Source organism: Flavobacterium cheonhonense, assembly GCF_035671315.1.
Taxonomy (GTDB): domain Bacteria; phylum Bacteroidota; class Bacteroidia; order Flavobacteriales; family Flavobacteriaceae; genus Flavobacterium; species Flavobacterium cheonhonense.
Map to the genome: position 1 here is coordinate 26313 of NZ_JAXAVY010000003.1, position 18779 is coordinate 45091.

Consider the following 18779-nt stretch of genomic DNA (forward strand, 5'->3'; position numbering starts at 1 on the left):
CAATTATCATTTGTTAAAATTTCCATATCTGTAAAATTGTGCTATAAATTGCCCGAATTGTGCTATTAGGAATTTGGGATTGACAGTACTTTTGAATGAATCAAAAAAATATAATTATGAGTAATTTAATTCAAAGACCCACATTTAAAGATAAGTACGACAATTTTATAGGCGGTAAATTCGTGGCGCCGGCCTCGGGTCAGTACTTCGATGTAGTGTCTCCGGTTGACGGAAAAGTATTTACCAAAGCCGCACATTCAAACAAAGAAGATTTAACCTTAGCGGTTGATGCCGCGCATGAAGCCTTTAAAACTTGGAGTAAAGTGTCGGTAACCGACCGAAGCAATATGCTGATTAAAATTGCCCAAGTGATGGAAGACAATCTCGAGTATTTGGCGGCGGTTGAAACCATTGATAACGGTAAAGCGGTTCGCGAAACTTTAGCGGCTGATTTGCCTTTGGCTATAGATCATTTCAGATATTTTGCCGGTGTAATTCGTGCCGAAGAAGGTTCGGTGAGCGAGTTAGATGATACTACGGTTTCCTTGATTGTTCACGAACCTATAGGTGTTATTGCCCAAATCATTCCGTGGAATTTCCCGTTGTTGATGGCCGTTTGGAAATTGGCTCCGGCTTTGGCTGCCGGAAACTGCGTGGTTTTAAAACCGGCTGAAAATACGCCAATTTCGATTATGGTTTTGATGGAATTGATAGGCGATATCATTCCGTCCGGAGTTGTTAATGTAGTGAATGGTTTCGGATCCGAATTGGGAAGAGCTTTAGTGACTAACCCGAAAGTAGCCAAAGCTGCGTTCACCGGTTCAACAGCAACCGGTAGAATGGTAATGCAATATGCTACCGAAAATATCGTTCCGGTAACTTTAGAATTGGGTGGAAAATCGCCTAACATTTTCTTCCCGTCTGTAATGGAAGCCGATGATGAGTTTTTAGATAAAGCTATAGAAGGAGCAGTATTGTATTGCTTGAACCAAGGAGAAGTTTGTACTTGTCCGTCACGTTTATTGGTGCATGAAGACATCTACGATAAATTCATCGAAAGAGTAATTGAAAGAGTAGCTGCCGTAAAAACCGGAAATCCGTTGGATCCGACAGTAATGATGGGCGCCCAAGCTTCTAAAGTGCAAAGAGATAAAATTATGTCTTACATCAATTTAGGAAAAGAGGAAGGCGCCGAGTTGTTAATTGGTGGTGATGAGAACAAATTGGGTGGCGATTTGGACAATGGTTATTACATCAAACCAACGGTATTCAAAGGCACTAATAAAATGCGCATTTTCCAAGAAGAGATATTCGGACCGGTATTGGCCGTGACCACTTTTAAAACCACCGAAGAAGCTATCGAAATTGCCAATGATACTTTGTATGGTTTAGGCGCCGGAGTTTGGACACGCGACGCTCACGAATTGTATCAAGTGCCGAGAGCGATTCACGCCGGTAGGGTTTGGGTAAACAGTTACCACGCTTATCCTGCAGGAGCACCGTTTGGCGGTTACAAGCAATCGGGTATTGGTAGAGAAAACCACAAAATGATGTTGGCGCATTACCGTCAAACTAAGAATATGTTGATTTCTTATAACAAAAATAAATTAGGGTTCTTTTAGTAGTTGAGATTAATTGGTTACTACCGCAAATTGGCTTTTCGGAGTCGGTTTGCGGTTTGTTTATACTAAAAATAGATAAAGATGAAAAGATTAGCAGTAACTGAAAACGCTTTAGCATTGGTACAAATGCTGAAAAAAAAGTTTGGCGATTTGATGTTTTACCAAGCCGGTGGTTGTTGCGAAGGGACGCAACCACAGTGTTTTGAAAAAGGTGGTTTTTACATCCGAACCGGAGATGTTTGCATAGGCGAAATAGCCGAATACGAGTTTTGGCTCGACAAAGATTTATTCGAATACTGGAAAAATGCGCATTTCACTTTAGATGTGATGGACGGCATAGGCGCGGGTGGCTTTTCGTTGGAAACCCCTTACGGCAAAACGTTTATAATCAATTATCGATTATTTACTGAGGAAGAACTGGCCCAACTCGAACCGGTCAAGTACAACACTTACGATTAGTGTGACGTAAAATTCATCAATTGGTATTGTTTCGGAGTGACGCCTTCGTATTTTTTGAACAGTCGAATGAAATAATTGCAATCTTCAAAACCACTGGCATAAGACACTTCGTTAACGTGAATGTTCGGATTGCTGAGGAGTTTTTTAGCGTGTTTTATTTTTTCGTTTAAGATGTATTCAATCGGACTCATGCCCAATTCTCTTTTAAAATAACGATAAAAAGAAGTCGTACTCATACATGCTTTATCGCTCAAATCTTTCAAACTGATGCTTTCGCGGATGTTCTTTTTGATGAAATCTATCGAAGGCGAAATCGGACTGCTGCTGTCGATGAACTTTTCATCTTCAAAACGCTTGGCTGTTTGGGTTTGAATGATGCGGATGATTAATTCTTGCAGCGTCAAATCGGCTATGGCATCTTTGGTAATCGAATCGCCCATGCATTCCTTAATCAGCTTATTGATGGTACCGGCCAATTCTACATTGTTGTAAAAAAAGTAGTTCTCATGGTCGAGTTTCCACAAATTGCTCTTGCCTTCCTTGGGGTATTTTTCGTTTAAAAAATCTAAAGTGTCGGTGATGATTTTATTATCGATAGCCAAAGCTATACATTGCGTAGGATTTTCTTTAGACGCTTCGGGAAAGTCAATTTTCATTTCCACATTCGAAGGTACAATCACGGTTTCTCCGGGCAAATACTCAAACTGCGGTTCCTCAAAAAGATGCATGATTTTTTTACCGCGCAACATACTCGTAACTACCAAATCATTAAACTTGAGCGGCACCAAATCCGATTTTTGATAGGTTTCAAAAATATTGAGTTCGCAATGGTCTAAGGAAAAAATAGTGCGGTTTTCCACCAAAGTCTTGAGCGACTTTTCGTGAGTAAGAGCAGGTTTGTTAAGCAAAATTTTGGACGCCATAAAAAAACAATCGAACTACTAAGATAAGACTTAAAGTAATTGCATTTTTATACAGAGCCAATTTTCTTGCTAAATAACTATACTTAAAGGATTTCTTCCACGTGGCGCTTGATGTTTTCGGCTATCTTAACGGTAGGCAAATCGTTCTCGTCGTTACCGAAAGGATCTTCAATTTCCTCGGCAATCAATTCCAACGAAGCCAAAACATAAAAGATGAAAACCACTACCGGTATCACATAATACCCTAAATTGAAAACATAGCCAAAAGGCAAAGTCATCACATAAAAGAATATAAATTTCTTGATAAAAGCACTGTAAGAGTAGGGAATAGGCGTGTTTTTGATGCGTTCACAAGCACCGCAAACGTCAGTAAACGATTGTAACTCGGCGTTCAAAATAATTAATTGTTCTCCCGATATTTTTCCGGCTTGGTGCAAATCATTTATTTTTAGAAACAACACTTGCGCTACCTGATTGGGTTTGTGTTTTTGCAAGTTGATTTGTAACTCGACATCTTCAAATAAAATTTGCCCGACTTCTTTATTGCTCAAATGCTTGGATAGGATAGAAGCGTAAGTCGGAATCAGAAAGCGCAAGTATTTTTTATCGTGTTCGTCTTTTAGTATGGCCGATAGCTTAATCGCTAAATTCCGACTGTTATTCACCAACGAACCCCAGAGTTTTCGGCCTTCCCACCAACGATCGTATGCCGTGTTGGTTCGGTAAGCCAACAATAACGAAATAACAAAACCCAACATCCCGTGCATGATGGAAATATTTTTCACATGACTGGTATCTGATAGTTTCCAGTATTCGACTTCCAAATAGCAAATGGCACCGGAATACAATCCGATAAAAATCATCATTGGAAACAATTGTCGAAACGTATCGGCTTTGTGAAATCGGAAAATAAAGGTTATCCAGTCTTTAGGGTTGTATTTTACCATTTTGATAATTGATTTGCGCTCAAAAATACATTAAAAACGCAAACTTCCCGCCAATTCTTTTAAAGTGATTTCGTGAATTTTAGTCAGATACAACGCATTGCTGTAACGCACTTTAGCCTCTAAAAAATTCTGCTGAGCGGTTCTGAATTCAATAGGCGTAATGGTTCCGATCTTGAATTTAGCCAACGTAATATCCAAATTTTGTGCTGCGATTTTGAGGTTTTGCGCCTCTACTTTGGTCAATTCCAAATTGGTGGTGTAACTGGCAAAAGCAGCATTTAATTGGCTTTCCAGGCTTCTTTTTTGTTGTTCCAAAGTAACGTTGGCGTTTTCCAATTGTACTTTGGCGATGCGCTCATTACGGTTTTGCAGGTTGCCGTTAAAGATAGGCATCGATGCGTTAAAACCATAGGCAAACCCACGGTTGGACGATTGCGTGATAAAGCCTAAAGAAGCTTCCGAACGCGTAAAATTATAGCCCGAAGTAATGCGAATGGTTGGATAACGTCCGGATTTGACTTGCTTCAGTTGTTGTTCTGCGCTGTTTTTGGTCAGCATTTGGGCTTGCAATTGCGGATTCTGATTCTCGGCAGCCGATTTCAATTCGTCATATTTCAACTGTTCGTCTACCGAAATTTCGTTGGCCACTACAAACTCGGTTTGAACATCACGCGCTAAAATTTCGTTTAGGCGAATCTTAGCATTTTTGAGCGTTTCCAGTTGTTTGAGTTGCAAACTTTTATCGGTATTCAAATCGACTTGTGCGTTTAAAACCTCTAATTTAGAAGCTTTCCCGATGCTAAAACGATTTTGTGCCGTTGTAACTCTTTCTTGTGAAATCACAATGGCTGTATCTATAGCCGCCAATTGTTGCTGCTGTTGGACCAAATCGAAATAGTTCAAATACACTTCACTGATTTTGGTGAGTATGGCCAATTTCAATTCGGCTTCGCCTTGTTTTTGCAGGATGTTAAGTTGCTCTTTTCGGGCAAACATTCTTAGTCCGTCGAAAACCGTCCAATCCAAACCTACACCATAAGTTAAGTTCATATTTCGCGCACCGTCTAAAGTTCTTTCCGAACCATCGGCTTGGGTTTGTTTGGTGTTTGTAATGCTGTTGTTGTCGGTTACTAACGCATTAATTGTTGGGAGCATACCGGCATTTCCTATGCTGTTGTTGAGCTCATCAATTTTGAGTTCATTTTTCGCCAATTTGATGTCGTAGTTATTTTCTAAGGCTATTTTAACAGCATCTTCCAGGGGCAACAATTCTTGAGCTTGCATTTTTGGTAAAAAAGCCAAGACCAAAGTGATGATATATATCGATTTGATTTTCATAATTACTTCTCTAAAGCTTCTAAATTATCAAATTCCGGACGGTGTTTCTTAGCTCTCGACCACATTAAGTAGAAGGCCGGAATTACAAACAAGGTCAGAATCAAAGAGAAAATGGTTCCGCCTACAATGACAACACCCATTCCGATTCGGCTGGTGGATGCAGCGCCAAGCGACAATGCAATTGGCAACGCACCCAAGGCAATCGCCAAACTCGTCATTAAAATAGGTCGCAATCGCGCTTCCGAGGCTTGGATGATGGCTTCGTATTTAGGCAAGCCTTGTTCTCGGAGTTGGTTGGCAAATTCTACGATCAAAATTCCGTTTTTGGTTACCAATCCAATGAGCATTACGGTTCCGATTTGACTGAAGATGTTCCATGTTTGACCAAACAACCACAAGGAAAATAACGCTCCGGCTACTGCCATTGGCACGGTTAAAATGATAATGAACGGATCGATAAAACTTTCAAACTGAGCAGCTAAAATCAAATAAATCAGTAATAATGCCAAGCCGAAGGCGAAGGAAGTATTGGAACTACTTTCCACAAAATCGCGCGATTCTCCGCCTAAATCGGTGGTGAAACTATCGTCCAGCACTTTCGCTTTAATTTCGTCCATGGCTTCAATACCGTCGCCCATACTTTTGCCCGGTGCTAATCCGGCGAAAACGGTGGCCGACATATAACGGTTGTTGTGGAATAACTGCGGTGGATTACTTTGTTCTTCCACGGTAACCACATTGTCAAGCTGAATCAATTCGCCTTTGTTGTTTTTCACAAACATCGAAGTCAAATCCAAAGGTTCATCGCGGTCTTTTTCGTCAAATTGCCCAATCACTTGGTACTGTTTGCCGTTTTGCATGTAATAACCGAAACGTTGTCCGCTTAACGACAATTGCAGCGTTTGCGCGACATCTAAAACCGAAATGCCCAAGCTCTCCGCTTTTTCGCGATCGATGGTCACGTTAATTTCGGGCTTGTTGAATTTCAAATTCACATCCACGGTGGAAAACACCTCGCTTTTGTTGGCTTCTTCCATGAACTGCGGAATCTTTTCACGCAACTTTTCAAAGTTTGGTGCCTGAATAATATACTGTATTGGCAATCCTCCACGACGGTTTACAGCTATGGTTGGTTGTTCCGAAATGGTGACTTTGGCTTCCGTATATTTTTTAGTCCATTTGGTAAAATCGTCTGCAATTTCTTTTTGAGAGCGTTCTCTTTCCTCCGGATTTTTGAGAGCCAAACGAATTCGGCCCGTATTTACTGAAGACGATAAAAATCCGGGTGACGTAATCACCAAAGCAATTTTCTTCTCCGGTATGCTGTCGTTCATCAATTTCGACATGTCTTCCATAAATCGGTCTGTATAATCAAAAGTAGCACCTTCCGGCGTGGTCACACTAACAATCACCAAACTTCTGTCGTCGTAAGGAGCCGTTTCTTTAGGTAATATATTGAAGAACAAAGCAATCAATCCGAAACAAACGATTACGATAGGGAAACTCAACCATTTTCTTCGCATAAATCCTTCTAAAGCCGAAGCGTAACCTTTATTTAAACTCTGAAAATACGGTTCGGTAAAAGTGTAGAATTTGGTTTTCTTTTGTTCGCCGCCTTTCATCAAATAGGCGTTCAACATAGGGGTTAAGGTAAGCGATACAAAGGCCGAAACCAAAACGGCTGCTCCGATGACGACTCCGAATTCTCGGAACAATCTACCCACGAATCCTTCCAAAAAGATAATCGGTAAAAACACCGCTGCTAAAGTGATGGAGATTGAGATTACAGCGAAGAAAATTTCGTTAGAACCTTTGATGGCAGCTTCTATAGGCGACATGCCTTCTTCGACTTTTTTGAAGATGTTTTCCGTCACTACAATTCCGTCATCTACCACCAAACCGGTGGCTAAAACTATCGCCAATAATGTGAGTACGTTCACCGAAAAACCACACAAATACATGATGAAAAACGTGGCAATCAATGATACCGGAATATCAATTAACGGACGGAAAGCAATAGACCAGTCGCGGAAAAACAAAAAGATAATCAAAATCACCAAAATCACCGAAATCAGTAATGTCTCAGCAACTTCCACTATCGATTTTTTAATGAAAACCGTATTGTCCAAAGCCACGTTGAGCTTGATGTCTTTCGGCAAGTCTTTTTGAAAACCTTCATATTGTTTGTAAAACTCTTCGGCTATGGCCAGATAATTGGTTCCCGGTTGTGGTACTATCGCCAAAGCTACCATCGATTGGTCGTTGGCTTTGAATTGGGTTTCTAAGTTTTCCGGACCTAATTCGGCGCGACCAACATCGCTTAATCTTACAATCTTGTCGTTGTTGGCTACAATGATAATGTTGTTGAATTCGGTTTCGTTGGATAAATTCCCCAACGTTTTTACCGTAAGTTCAGTATTGGCTCCGGTTAATTTCCCCGAAGGCAATTCGACGTTTTGTTTCTCCAAAGCAATTCTGACATCAGAAACGGTAACGCCGTAGGAATTGAGCTTTACCGGATCGAGCCAAATGCGCATGGCATAACGCTTTTGTCCCCAAATTTGTACTCCGCTCACGCCCGGTATGGTTTGCAAGCGTTCGGCTATAACATTTTCGGCATAATCACTCAGTTCCAATACACTCTTAGTATCGCTTTGAACGGTCATGGAAATGATGGCGTCCGAATCAGCATCGGCTTTCGAAACTACCGGCGGCGCATCGATGTCTTGCGGCAAGCTTCGGATGGCTTGCGATACTTTATCGCGGACATCATTAGCGGCTTCTTCTAAGTTTTTTTCGAGTTTGAATTCGATGGTAATATTACTTGAACCTTGGTTGCTGGAAGACGTAATGTTTCGAATACCATCGATGGAGTTGATGGCTTTTTCGAGCGGTTCGGTAATTTGCGATTCGATGATATCAGCATTGGCACCGGTATAATTGGTTCTAACAGAAATTTGTGCCGGATCAATCGAAGGAAATTCTCTTACGCCCAAATAGCTGTAACCGATGATGCCGAAAAGGATAATCAGCAAATTGATTACAATGGTAAAAACCGGTCGCTTTATACTTATAGTGGATAAACTCATTTGATTTCAGATTTTAGATTTCAGATTTCAGATTTGGGAATTGAAATGCTAAAATTATTTGACCATTATTTTAATGTCGGCTTCGTCTTTTAACGACATCACACCCGATGTCAATACCGTATCTCCGATTTTCAGACCGGAAGTAATGACTACATCTTTATCGGTTCGGGTTAAGGTTTCGACTTTTACTTCTTTGGCTTTACCATTATTAGCGATAAAAACTTTTTTACCGTCTTGAATCGGCACAATCGCTTCCGTAGGAATGATGATGGCATCTTTGATATTTTTGAGCGGTAATTCGATGTTGGCAAAAGTTCCCGGTAATAATTTTCCGTTCGAATTATCGGTTAAAGCTCTGATTTGTAAAGTTCTGGTTGTGGCTTCAATGGCAGGCTCTAAAGCATAAATTTTGGCTGTAAAGGTTTCTTTTACATTGGGAACCGTAAACGTTATGCTGTTATTTTTACTAATCTCAGTAGCGTATTTTTCCGGTATGGAGAAAGTGATTTTCAGCGGATTGGTACTAACTAACTTTGCGATGAGCGTAGTGGGCGTAACATACGTTCCCGGCGAAATACTGCGTAACCCAATTTTTCCCGAGAAAGGCGCTCGCACGGAGGTTTTCCCGATTTGTGCTTGAATCAATTGTGTTTGTGCTTTGGCGGTGCGATAATCAGCGCTGGCGATGTCGTATTCTTCTTGGCTGATGGCTTCTTTTTGCAGCAACAATTTGGCTCTTCTTTCGTTTTCGGAAGCCAGACTTTCTTTGGTTTTGGCTTGAGCCAGTTGTGCACGAAGTTCGATATCATTCACTTTGAATAATACTTGTCCTTTACTGACAGAACTACCTTCAGTGAAAGCGATGTTTTCTACTATGCCGGATACTTCGCTTCTAATTTCAATTTGCTCATTGGCTTCAATGGAACCGGAAAGTGAAATGGTATTCGAGAAATCCTGCCCTTTCACCACATAAAAAGTAACCGGAGTGGCCGGTTTTTTGCCGTTTTTATCGTTTCCTTTGTCGTTTTCCGCTTTGTTTTTGGTGATTCTGAAGGCTATCATTCCGCCTAGGGCAATGACTATAATGGCGATGACTAAGTTTTTTATTTTCATGTAAAAGAAAGGTAATTGTTGAAGTTAGTTGTGTCGGCAAAGTTACTTTTTACACACGGAAACCGCGACAGCCTTAGAATTTATTTAACAGTTGTAGGTACAACTATTCATTAACTGATGTAATTCCAAATATTTTTCTTTTTGGTTAATTCGATATAAACCGAACGGAGCGTTTGGTGTTCCGGCAAGGACATTGAAGGATCTTTTTTGAGCAATTTCATCGCTTCATGTCGCGCCAATAGCAGAATTTCTTTGTCTTTGACCAAATCGGCGATTTGTAAATTCAACACACCGCTTTGTTGTTTTCCCATGATATCTCCGGGACCGCGCAATTTTAAATCGACTTCCGCGATCTCGAATCCGTCATTGGTTTTGCACATGGTTTCCAGACGAATTTTACTGTCGTTAGACAATTTGAACGAAGTCATTAAGATACAATAACTCTGTTCCGCTCCGCGACCTACGCGACCTCTGAGCTGATGCAATTGCGATAAACCGAAACGTTCGGCACTTTCAATAATCATCACACTGGCATTGGGCACATTTACGCCAACTTCAATTACCGTAGTAGCTATCATGATATTGGTTTTGCCTTGGGCGAAGCGTTTCATTTCAGCGTCTTTATCGGCTGGTTTCATTTTGCCGTGTACCATCGAAATGCTGTAGTGTGGTAACGGAAAATCCCGTGATATACTTTCGTAGCCGTCCATCAAATCTTTATAATCCATTGTTTCACTTTCTTGAATTAAAGGATAGACTATATATATTTGGCGGCCTTTAGCGATTTCATCTTTAATGAATTTCCAAACTTTCAATCGGTTGCTGTCGTAGCGATGTACAGTTTGAATGGGTTTTCGGCCCGGCGGTAATTCGTCTATAACCGAAATATCCAAATCGCCATACAAACTCATGGCCAAGGTACGCGGAATAGGCGTGGCGGTCATGACCAAGATATGCGGCGGAATTTCGTTTTTTTGCCACAATTTTGAGCGTTGTTCTACACCAAAACGATGCTGCTCATCGATTATAGCCAAACCTAAATTGTAGAATTGTACTTTGTCTTCCAAAAGTGCGTGCGTTCCGATTATGATATGCAAACTGCCGTTTTCCAACTCCTCGTGGATGATTTTTCGCTCAGCAGTTTTGGTCGAACCGGTGAGTAATTTTATATTGATGTTGAGGTCTTTGGCCAATTCGGTTAACCCATTGAAATGTTGGTTGGCTAAAATTTCCGTAGGTGCCATCAAACAACTTTGAAAGCCGTTGTCTAGAGCAATCAGCATCGCCATTAAAGCGACTATGGTTTTCCCGGAGCCAACATCCCCTTGTAATAAGCGGTTCATTTGGGCGTTGGTTCCCATGTCGTTTCGGATTTCTTTCAGTACCTTTTTTTGGGCATTGGTCAACTCAAACGGCAAATGATTTTTGTAGAAATTATTAAAATGTTCGCCAACTACAGTAAACGGATGTCCTTTGATTTTGTGTTTGCGAACAAGGTTTTTGGTAATGAGTTGCAGTTGGATGAAGAACAATTCTTCAAATTTTAATCGGAATTGCGCTTTGGCCAACAGCTCCGGACTTTTCGGAAAATGGATGTTGAACAGTGCAGCGCTTTTGGGAATCATCTTTAATTCCTCTAAAAGATTTTGCGGTAAGGTTTCTACAAACAGGCCTTGGGTTTCCAAAAATACCTGTTGCATCATTTTGTTGATTACCCTATTGGAAACACCTCTGTTGGTAAGGGTTTCCGTAGAAGGATAAACGGGTTGCATAGACGAGCGCAGGCTTTGTTGGTGTTCTTGATACAATTCCATTTCCGGATGCGCCATACTGTATTGCCCGTTAAAATTAGTCACTTTTCCGAAAATGACATAAGGTGTATTGAGTTTGAGTGAATCCCGAATCCATTTATGCCCTTGGAACCAGTTGAGTTCCAGAACACCGGTTCCGTCTGTAAAACTGGCAACCAATCGTTTTTTGCCTTTGCCGAATTCGACTGTTTTGAGGTGAACAACTTTTCCAATAATTTGTACTTCGGCGGGATTGTTATTCAACTCATTAATTTGGTAATAACGCGTTCTGTCGATGTAGCGATTCGGATAAAAATTCAGCAAATCTTCATAGCGGTGAATGCCCAACTCTTTACGCAACAATTCACCGCGTTGCGGTCCGACGCCTTTTAGGTATTCAATAGGAGTTTGAAGAAGGTTAACCGACATTATTTAAAGCGTTAAAAGCATAGCGAAGATAGTTTTTTAATTTAAAAAAAAGTAAGCATAATGTGTAATTCAGTATATTCGTAATTATTAATTGACTCCACAATGCGCTCCCTTTATTTCCTTTTTTTTAGCTTTTTTAGTTTTGCCCAACAAACTACTAAAGTCGACTTCACTAAATGCCATTCCATCGTAGCACCCGATCATCATTTGAAGAAGGTAGTAGGCGCGGTAGTGTATCACTTTAAGGTTTTACAACCCATTGATACTATCCGCATTGATGCTAAAGATATGAATTTCAGTAAGGTGAAGATTAACAATAAACCGGTTAATTTTAAAAGTAATAAAAAAGAATTACTACTGTTTGAAGGTTTCAAGAAAGGAAATAACAGTGTCAGTTTCAGCTATACAGCCTTTCCAAAGCAAACGATGTATTTCACCGGACAAGGCGAAACCGCTCAGATTTGGACACAAGGACAAGGAAAGTACACCAGCCATTGGATGCCGAGCTTTGACGATGTGAACGAAAAAGTCGTTTTCAATCTTCAAGTTATCAGTCCAAAAAAATTTGTAGCTATTGCTAACGGTGTACTTCAAAAGAGCATGCCGGTTGATCAACATTTTAAGTCGTGGTTGTACCAGATGCAAAAACCTATGAGCTCTTATTTGGTAGCGCTTGTAATAGGCGATTTCAGAAATAAAGTCATTGCCTCAAAATCAGGGATTCCGTTACAGTTTTTTATTCAACCGAAAGACACTGCCAAGTTCGACGTTACTTACCGTTATTCAAATCAAATCTTTGATTACTTAGAAAAAGAAATCGGATTCAAATACCCGTGGCAAGTGTACAAGCAAATTCCGGTAGAAGACTTTTTGTACGCCGGTATGGAAAATACTTCTTGTACTATTTTTGCCCAAGATTATGTGGTGGACGACATTGGATTTAACGATAGAAATTATGTGAATGTCAATGCACACGAGTTGGCGCACCAATGGTTTGGCGATGTGGTTACCGCTAAATCCGGAAAGCATCATTGGCTGCAGGAAGGATTTGCTACTTATTATGCTTTATTGGCCGAGCGAGCGGTTTTTGGAGACGATTATTTTTACCATCAATTGTACCGAACGTCTTTGCAATTGCGCAATGCCGCTAAAACCGATACTATTCCGGTACTGAACGAAAAAGCCAGTTCGCTATCGTTTTACCAAAAAGGGGCTTGGGCGTTGCATACTATTCGAGAAGCCATCGGACCAAAACTATTTCAAAAAGCAGTGAAATCGTATTTGAAAAAGTACCAATTTAAGAATGTCGAAACTGATGATTTTCTGGCAGAAATAAAAAAAGCAGCACCGAATTTCGATACTGAAAAGTTCAAAAAAAACTGGTTAGAAGACTATCATTTTCAAACGGAAGAAGCCAACGCTTTGTTACGCCAAAGTCCGTTTATGCAACAACTTTTTGAAACCCAACAGTTGCGTAAAAAAGCATTAACTGAAAACAAACAGCGCTACACAGAATTGTTGCAATCCGATGTTTTTTATCCGATAAAAACCGAAATTCTATACCAACTGAAAGACGTTACTTTTGCTGAAAAGGCGGAGTTATTGTCACTCGCATTGCAAACCAATGATGTTAAAGTGCGTCAGGCAGTAGCAGAGTTTACAGGAGAAATCCCGGTGTCTTTTCAATCTTCGTATGAAGCTTTATTAGACGATGCCTCTTATGATACCCGAGAAATTGCCTTTATGACGCTTTGGAAAACGTTTCCTGAAAATCAAGCCAAATATTTGGAGAAAGCGCAACATTGGATAGGTGGCAACGACAAAAGTTTACGCATCATGTACCTCACTTTTGCGTTGCTTTCTGCGGACAATCAAAACAATGAGTCGTTGTATGCAGAATTAGTAGCCTATACAGCACCGACTTTCGAAAGTTCGGTTCGTCAAAACGCCATTACAAATGCATTGTCAATCAATCCGAAAGACTCAGCGGTGTTGAGAAATCTGGTCAATGCAACGGTACATCACAAATGGCAGTTCAGCAAGTTTGGTCGGGATAAAATTCGACAGTTGCTCAAAAAAGAGGGTTATGCCGACTTGTTTCAATCGATTCTACCTTCTTTATCGGAGAGCGAAGTGATTCAATTGCAAAAATTGTTAAGTGAAAAGGCATGAGGGCATTAGTGATTTCAGGTGGCGGAAGTAAAGGTGCATTTGCCGGTGGCGTTGCGCAATACCTGATGCAGGAAAATGGTTGTGAATACGATATTCTTATCGGAAGTTCTACCGGAAGTTTGTTGATTCCGCATTTGGCACTGGGCGAAGTCAATAAGATTTACAACATCTATTCTAATGTGAACATGCGCAGTATTTTTGATGTTAGTCCGTTTGTGGTTAAAAACAAAAATACGCCTAACGAAACCGTTTCTATCAATCACTGGAATGTGATCAAACAATTTGTCAAAGGTAAAAGAACCTTTGGAGAAAGCCATAAACTGTTGGAATACATCAAAGAAAACTTTACTATATCTGAATTTGCATTGCTTAAATCAACGGCTTGTGAAGTGGTTGTTACGGTGACGAATTTATCTAAGAATGAAGTAGAGTACAAATCCATAAAAGACTTTGAATACGAGGAGTTTTGCGAGTGGATATGGATTTCATGTAATTATATTCCGTTTATGTCTTTGGTGACTAAAAACGGTTATGAATACGGTGATGGCGGTTTTTCGAGTTTGGTTCCGATTCGTGAGGCGATTAAACGTGGTGCTACAGAAGTCGATGTGATAGTATTGGAAACCGAAGTACAAACGCGTCCGAAAAAGATTGGACGCAATCCGTTTTCTTTGATGATTGATTTGTTTCAAACCTTATTGACACAAGTAGAAAAACACGACATCACCATTGGTAAATTGGCAGCCAAAAACAAAGATGCCAAACTCAATTTATACTACACACCAACGCAGTTAACAGATAACGCGCTGATTTTCAACAAAGACAAAATGAAAGATTGGTGGCACAAAGGCTATGACTACGCCAAAAACAAGAGCGAGTTAATGAGCGATAATCTACAGTAAACTTCTTAATTCTTACAAAAAATATTTTATTGTAATTATTTTACTATTTTTATTTTATAAATGTAAGATATGTTAGTAAAAGTTTTTGGAAGTGCTGTTTTTGGAGTAGAAGCCACAACCATTACGGTTGAAGTCAATATTGATAAAGGAATCGGGTACCATTTGGTAGGTTTGCCTGATAATGCCATCAAAGAAAGTAGTTATCGTATAGCGGCAGCACTCAAGAATAACGGTTACGAATTTCCCGGAAAGAAGATTACCGTCAATTTAGCGCCTGCCGATTTGCGAAAGGAAGGTTCAGCTTACGATTTGACTTTGGCGGTTGGGATTTTATCGGCTTCCAATCAAATCAATGCTACAGAAGTTGACCAGTATGTCATCATGGGCGAGTTGTCGTTAGACGGAAGTTTGCAACCCATCAAAGGTGCGTTATCCATTGCCATCAAAGCCAAAGAAGAAGGGTTTAAAGGTTTTTTTCTACCGATACAAAATGTAAAAGAAGCCGCTATCGTAGACGGTTTAGACGTTTATGGTGTGGAAAATGTATTGCAAGTCATCGATTTTTTTGAAGGCAAAGGCACGCTCGAACCCACCAAAATAGATACCCACGAAGAGTTTTATAAAACCTTAGATTTCCCGGAGTTTGATTTTGCTGATGTTAAAGGACAAGAAAGTATCAAACGCTGTATGGAAATTGCAGCGGCTGGCGGGCATAATATCATTCTCATCGGACCGCCGGGTTCGGGAAAAACCATGTTAGCCAAGCGATTGCCAAGTATTTTACCGCCAATGACATTAAATGAAGCTTTAGAAACCACCAAAATACACAGTGTAGCCGGAAAAATCAAAGATGTCGGTTTGCTGAATCAAAGGCCTTTTCGGAGTCCGCACCACACGGCCAGCAGTGTTTCACTAGTTGGTGGCGGCAGTTATCCGCAACCGGGCGAAATTTCTTTAGCGCACAACGGCGTCTTGTTTTTAGATGAGTTGCCAGAGTTTAAAAGAGAAGTGTTGGAAGTGATGCGACAACCATTGGAAGACCGTGAAGTAACGATATCCCGAGCCAAATTCACCATAACTTATCCGTCGTCTTTTATGTTGGTGGCGAGCATGAATCCGAGTCCGGGTGGCTATTTTAACGATCCTGATGCGCCGGTCAGTTCTTCTCCAGCCGAGATGCAACGGTATTTGAGTAAGATTTCCGGGCCATTGTTGGACCGAATCGATATTCATATTGAAGTGACGCCTGTACCGTTTGAAAAACTCACCGAAACCCGACCGGCTGAAAGCAGTGTTTTGATTCGGGAACGAGTAACGAAAGCCCGTGAAATTCAGTCCAAGCGATTTGAGCAATACCAATCTATTCACTACAACGCGCAAATGACTACGAAACAAATTCGAACCTACTGTGCGCTGGACGACAGTTCGTTGCAATTATTAAAAACGGCCATGGAGCGATTGAATTTGTCGGCCAGGGCGTATGACCGTATTTTAAAAGTTTCGAGAACAATAGCTGATTTAGAAGCATCAGAAGTAGTAAAATCCAACCACATAGCCGAAGCCATTCAGTACCGCAGTTTGGATAGAGACGGATGGTTGGGTTAAGTTTATGGTTTATAAACCGTATTTATAATATCTCGCGCCAATCAAGACCGGATTTTCTTTTTCAATGCTGTCTAAATAAAATTCTTTACTCGGTTGAATCACTGCGGTTTTCAATTCCTTTTTATGGAGTTTTTCGTAAGTTGGGAAATCTATCGCTTGACAAGCTTCCAACGCTTCAAATAGTTTTACTTTGGCAATAGCCGATTGCCATTCGGTTGCCACTTCAGCTTCGAATACTTTGGATTTTGAACCGCTGCCGTAAGCAATAAACCCTAATTTTTGATGGGCCAAATTGGTTTTTTGTTGGTAATGATAGCACAAAGTAGATAACATCCCTAAGAAAATCGAACCGGTGTAGATGTTACCAACTTGCCCGGAAGCTATTTCGGAGGGTTGGATTTTTGCCTGTACCAAGCTGAGGTATTCAGAACTTTTAGCCAACGCTTTTAGTTTATCCTTATCCGTTTCGCCAATTTGTGCCGCTAACAGCTCCGGATTTTCTTTAGCAAATATTTCAATAAAGGTTCTTCTGCCTTGGAAACAGTAGGGAAGATGCATTAGGATGTTCGTCCAATTTTCGTAAATCTTTCCTTGTTGTTCACTCTCTGTTTTAAAGTGTTCGTAGGCTTCCGTAATGCGATTGATGTAGCATTGGTTGGAATATTGACCGTCGAAAACCGGTTGCTCTTTGTAAATCGCAATTTCATTTTCCAATACACCTTGCCATTCCGGATTTTCGTCTGATGTTGTTATTGTGGCTTTACTGACGGCTCTTCTTGGTTTAAAGAAATCGAATACGCCTTCAGTAGCTACTCCAACAGCGTTTGAAAAACTCAGGATGTTAGGATTTGCGGTAATTAACATTGCTATAGCACCGGCGCCTTGGGTATATTCTCCGGTTGAGTTCAAATCGTATTTGGCATTATCAGAAGCAATAACAATGGCTTTCTTGGTAGGATTAAGTCGAATGTAATCCAAGCAATTTTGCAAGGCATCTACAGCACCTATACAGGCAAAAGTCAGATCAACTACGTCACAATTTCTAAAACTGCCTTCACCCAAAACACTTTCTAAATTAGACAAAACGTAAGAACCAACAGGTTTCGAACTGTCTACGCCACTTTCGGTACCTACATAAATTCGGCTGATTTCATTAGGCTTAATATTTTCCTGACGGATGAGTTTCAAAGCCGCATTAGAGGCCATAGTTACTACATCTTGGTGTACATCAGGAAAGCTCATTTTTAGTAGTCCTAAACCTTTGATGAGTTTGTCGGCCTCAATATTTCTGGCTTCGGCTAAGGTGGTTATCGGTAAATATAATTGTGGAATATCAAATGCAATACTGTGGATGCCTACTTTCATTTTATTCAATTTTTTGCCGAACAAAATTAAAAAAGACAACTTCAAAATTCATTGAAATTGTCCTTAAAAATCAGTGGCTTGAACACGATTTGTGATTAATGCAATAAACCCGAGTTTTATTTTTTGATTTGTGATTTTTACCGGTAATAATTGCTTTTTTTTAATCTAACAAAGCTGAGAAAGTATCACCTTGTTTAATATCGCCCGAGGTGTATCCTTTTTTAAACCAATACATGCGTTGTTCAGAAGTGCCATGAGTAAAACTATCCGGTGTTACATGACCTTGCATTTTACTTTGTATAGCGTCGTCGCCAACTGCATTGGCGGCGCTTAAAGCTTCTTCAATATCGCCTGCTTCTAAGAGATTTTTATTGTAATGTGCCCAAACACCCGCATAAAAGTCGGCTTGCAATTCCAAACAAACCGAAAGTTTGTTGGCTTCTTTCTCACTTTTTTCCGCTTGTAATTGGCGTACTTTTCCGGAAGTTCCCAAAATGGTTTGCAAATGATGTCCCATTTCGTGTGCTATGACATAAGCAATGGCAAAATCACCGCCTTTAGCGCCAAAACGGTTTTTCAGTTCTTCAAAGAAGCGCAAATCCATGTAGATTTTCTTGTCGCTCGGACAGTAAAAAGGACCCGCAGCTGAAGTAGCGCTTCCGCAGGCTGTATTCACGCCATCGTCAAAAAGCACCATACGCGGTTCTTGAAAATCCATATTGTTCTCTTCAAAAATAGTACTCCAAGTTTCAGTGTTGTACACAAAACACGATTCAGCAAAATCGCCTAATTCTTTTTCTTCTGCAGAAAGCTCACGGGTTTGGGTAGTTTCGGTTTGCGTTTGACTGCCTTGGGTTTGTTCGATAATGGTGCCGATAGTTTGTCCGGTTTCGCCTCCAAACATATTTAGCAATAAAACAATAATACCGATGATTCCGCCGCCCAGCACCGCTTTACCGCCGCCCGACATGCCTCTGCGGTCTTCAAAATTGCCGCTTTCTTTTTTATCCCATTTCATAAGCTTT

13 protein-coding genes are annotated in these 18779 nt (G+C 40.5%); 5 read left to right on the forward strand and 8 right to left on the reverse strand.

Annotated elements, in window-relative coordinates; translation table 11 throughout:
- Positions 1-116: 116 nt before the first annotated feature.
- The gene (locus tag SK086_RS08755; protein WP_324691009.1) at positions 117-1622 is read left to right on the forward strand and encodes an aldehyde dehydrogenase family protein; all 1506 of its coding nucleotides are present in this window, start codon (positions 117-119) and stop codon (positions 1620-1622) included.
- 81 nt (positions 1623-1703) lie between these two features.
- Positions 1704-2081 carry a DUF779 domain-containing protein gene (locus SK086_RS08760; protein ID WP_324691011.1) on the forward strand — a complete coding sequence of 126 codons (378 nt, stop codon included), beginning with the start codon at positions 1704-1706 and terminating at the stop codon, positions 2079-2081.
- Here SK086_RS08760 and SK086_RS08765 read toward each other — a convergent pair.
- The 6 genes from SK086_RS08765 to recG all read right to left on the reverse strand — a co-directional run bounded on the left by SK086_RS08765 (position 2078) and on the right by recG (position 11710).
- Positions 2078-3004, reverse strand: coding sequence for an AraC family transcriptional regulator (locus tag SK086_RS08765; RefSeq protein ID WP_324691012.1), 927 nt, complete (start codon positions 3002-3004; stop codon positions 2078-2080). The genes SK086_RS08760 and SK086_RS08765 overlap by 4 nt on opposite strands.
- An 83-nt stretch (positions 3005-3087) precedes the next feature.
- Positions 3088-3951, reverse strand: coding sequence for a bestrophin family protein (locus SK086_RS08770; RefSeq protein WP_324691013.1), 864 nt, complete (start codon positions 3949-3951; stop codon positions 3088-3090).
- Between the two features lie 30 nt (positions 3952-3981).
- Positions 3982-5289, reverse strand: a complete 1308-nt coding sequence (locus tag SK086_RS08775) for a TolC family protein (RefSeq protein WP_324691014.1) — start codon at positions 5287-5289, stop codon at positions 3982-3984.
- A 2-nt stretch (positions 5290-5291) separates the two neighbouring features.
- Entirely contained in the window at positions 5292-8378 is a 3087-nt protein-coding gene (locus SK086_RS08780) for an efflux RND transporter permease subunit (RefSeq protein WP_324691015.1), read from the reverse strand.
- 54 nt (positions 8379-8432) lie between these two features.
- On the reverse strand, positions 8433-9491 hold the full coding sequence (locus SK086_RS08785; RefSeq protein WP_324691016.1) for an efflux RND transporter periplasmic adaptor subunit: 1059 nt from the start codon (positions 9489-9491) through the stop codon (positions 8433-8435).
- Positions 9492-9601: 110 nt separating this feature from the next.
- On the reverse strand, positions 9602-11710 hold the full coding sequence (gene recG / locus SK086_RS08790; protein WP_324691017.1) for an ATP-dependent DNA helicase RecG: 2109 nt from the start codon (positions 11708-11710) through the stop codon (positions 9602-9604).
- Between the two features lie 102 nt (positions 11711-11812).
- On the opposite strand from recG, the gene SK086_RS08795 reads away from it, so the two are divergent.
- The 3 genes from SK086_RS08795 to SK086_RS08805 all read left to right on the forward strand — a co-directional run bounded on the left by SK086_RS08795 (position 11813) and on the right by SK086_RS08805 (position 16389).
- Positions 11813-13882: a M1 family metallopeptidase gene (locus SK086_RS08795; RefSeq protein WP_324691018.1), complete on the forward strand. Its 2070-nt coding sequence runs from the start codon at positions 11813-11815 to the stop codon at positions 13880-13882.
- Positions 13879-14784, forward strand: a complete 906-nt coding sequence (locus tag SK086_RS08800) for a patatin-like phospholipase family protein (RefSeq protein ID WP_324691019.1) — start codon at positions 13879-13881, stop codon at positions 14782-14784. The genes SK086_RS08795 and SK086_RS08800 overlap by 4 nt, the downstream gene beginning before the upstream one ends.
- 69 nt (positions 14785-14853) lie before the next feature.
- The gene (locus SK086_RS08805; RefSeq protein ID WP_324691020.1) at positions 14854-16389 is read left to right on the forward strand and encodes a YifB family Mg chelatase-like AAA ATPase; all 1536 of its coding nucleotides are present in this window, start codon (positions 14854-14856) and stop codon (positions 16387-16389) included.
- A 9-nt stretch (positions 16390-16398) separates the two neighbouring features.
- Here the strand turns inward: SK086_RS08805 and SK086_RS08810 are convergent, their stop codons facing one another.
- Both SK086_RS08810 and ypfJ read right to left on the reverse strand, forming a co-directional pair.
- Positions 16399-17754 (reverse strand): hydroxymethylglutaryl-CoA synthase family protein, encoded by a 1356-nt coding sequence (locus SK086_RS08810; RefSeq protein ID WP_324691022.1) that lies wholly within the window; start codon positions 17752-17754, stop codon positions 16399-16401.
- A 160-nt stretch (positions 17755-17914) separates the two neighbouring features.
- Positions 17915-18772: a KPN_02809 family neutral zinc metallopeptidase gene (ypfJ, locus tag SK086_RS08815; RefSeq protein WP_324691023.1), complete on the reverse strand. Its 858-nt coding sequence runs from the start codon at positions 18770-18772 to the stop codon at positions 17915-17917.
- Between the last annotated feature and the right edge of the window lie 7 nt (positions 18773-18779).

What these genes read in the sequence shown, in the direction of transcription:
- SK086_RS08755 (WP_324691009.1), top strand. Translation starts at nt 117, where the DNA reads ATGAGTAATTTAATTCAAAGACCCACATTTAAAGATAAGTACGACAAT.
- SK086_RS08760 (WP_324691011.1), top strand. Translation starts at nt 1,704, where the DNA reads ATGAAAAGATTAGCAGTAACTGAAAACGCTTTAGCATTGGTACAAATG.
- SK086_RS08765 (WP_324691012.1), bottom strand. Translation starts at nt 3,004, where the DNA reads ATGGCGTCCAAAATTTTGCTTAACAAACCTGCTCTTACTCACGAAAAG.
- SK086_RS08770 (WP_324691013.1), bottom strand. Translation starts at nt 3,951, where the DNA reads ATGGTAAAATACAACCCTAAAGACTGGATAACCTTTATTTTCCGATTT.
- SK086_RS08775 (WP_324691014.1), bottom strand. Translation starts at nt 5,289, where the DNA reads ATGAAAATCAAATCGATATATATCATCACTTTGGTCTTGGCTTTTTTA.
- SK086_RS08780 (WP_324691015.1), bottom strand. Translation starts at nt 8,378, where the DNA reads ATGAGTTTATCCACTATAAGTATAAAGCGACCGGTTTTTACCATTGTA.
- SK086_RS08785 (WP_324691016.1), bottom strand. Translation starts at nt 9,491, where the DNA reads ATGAAAATAAAAAACTTAGTCATCGCCATTATAGTCATTGCCCTAGGC.
- recG (WP_324691017.1), bottom strand. Translation starts at nt 11,710, where the DNA reads ATGTCGGTTAACCTTCTTCAAACTCCTATTGAATACCTAAAAGGCGTC.
- SK086_RS08795 (WP_324691018.1), top strand. Translation starts at nt 11,813, where the DNA reads ATGCGCTCCCTTTATTTCCTTTTTTTTAGCTTTTTTAGTTTTGCCCAA.
- SK086_RS08800 (WP_324691019.1), top strand. Translation starts at nt 13,879, where the DNA reads ATGAGGGCATTAGTGATTTCAGGTGGCGGAAGTAAAGGTGCATTTGCC.
- SK086_RS08805 (WP_324691020.1), top strand. Translation starts at nt 14,854, where the DNA reads ATGTTAGTAAAAGTTTTTGGAAGTGCTGTTTTTGGAGTAGAAGCCACA.
- SK086_RS08810 (WP_324691022.1), bottom strand. Translation starts at nt 17,754, where the DNA reads ATGAAAGTAGGCATCCACAGTATTGCATTTGATATTCCACAATTATAT.
- ypfJ (WP_324691023.1), bottom strand. Translation starts at nt 18,772, where the DNA reads ATGAAATGGGATAAAAAAGAAAGCGGCAATTTTGAAGACCGCAGAGGC.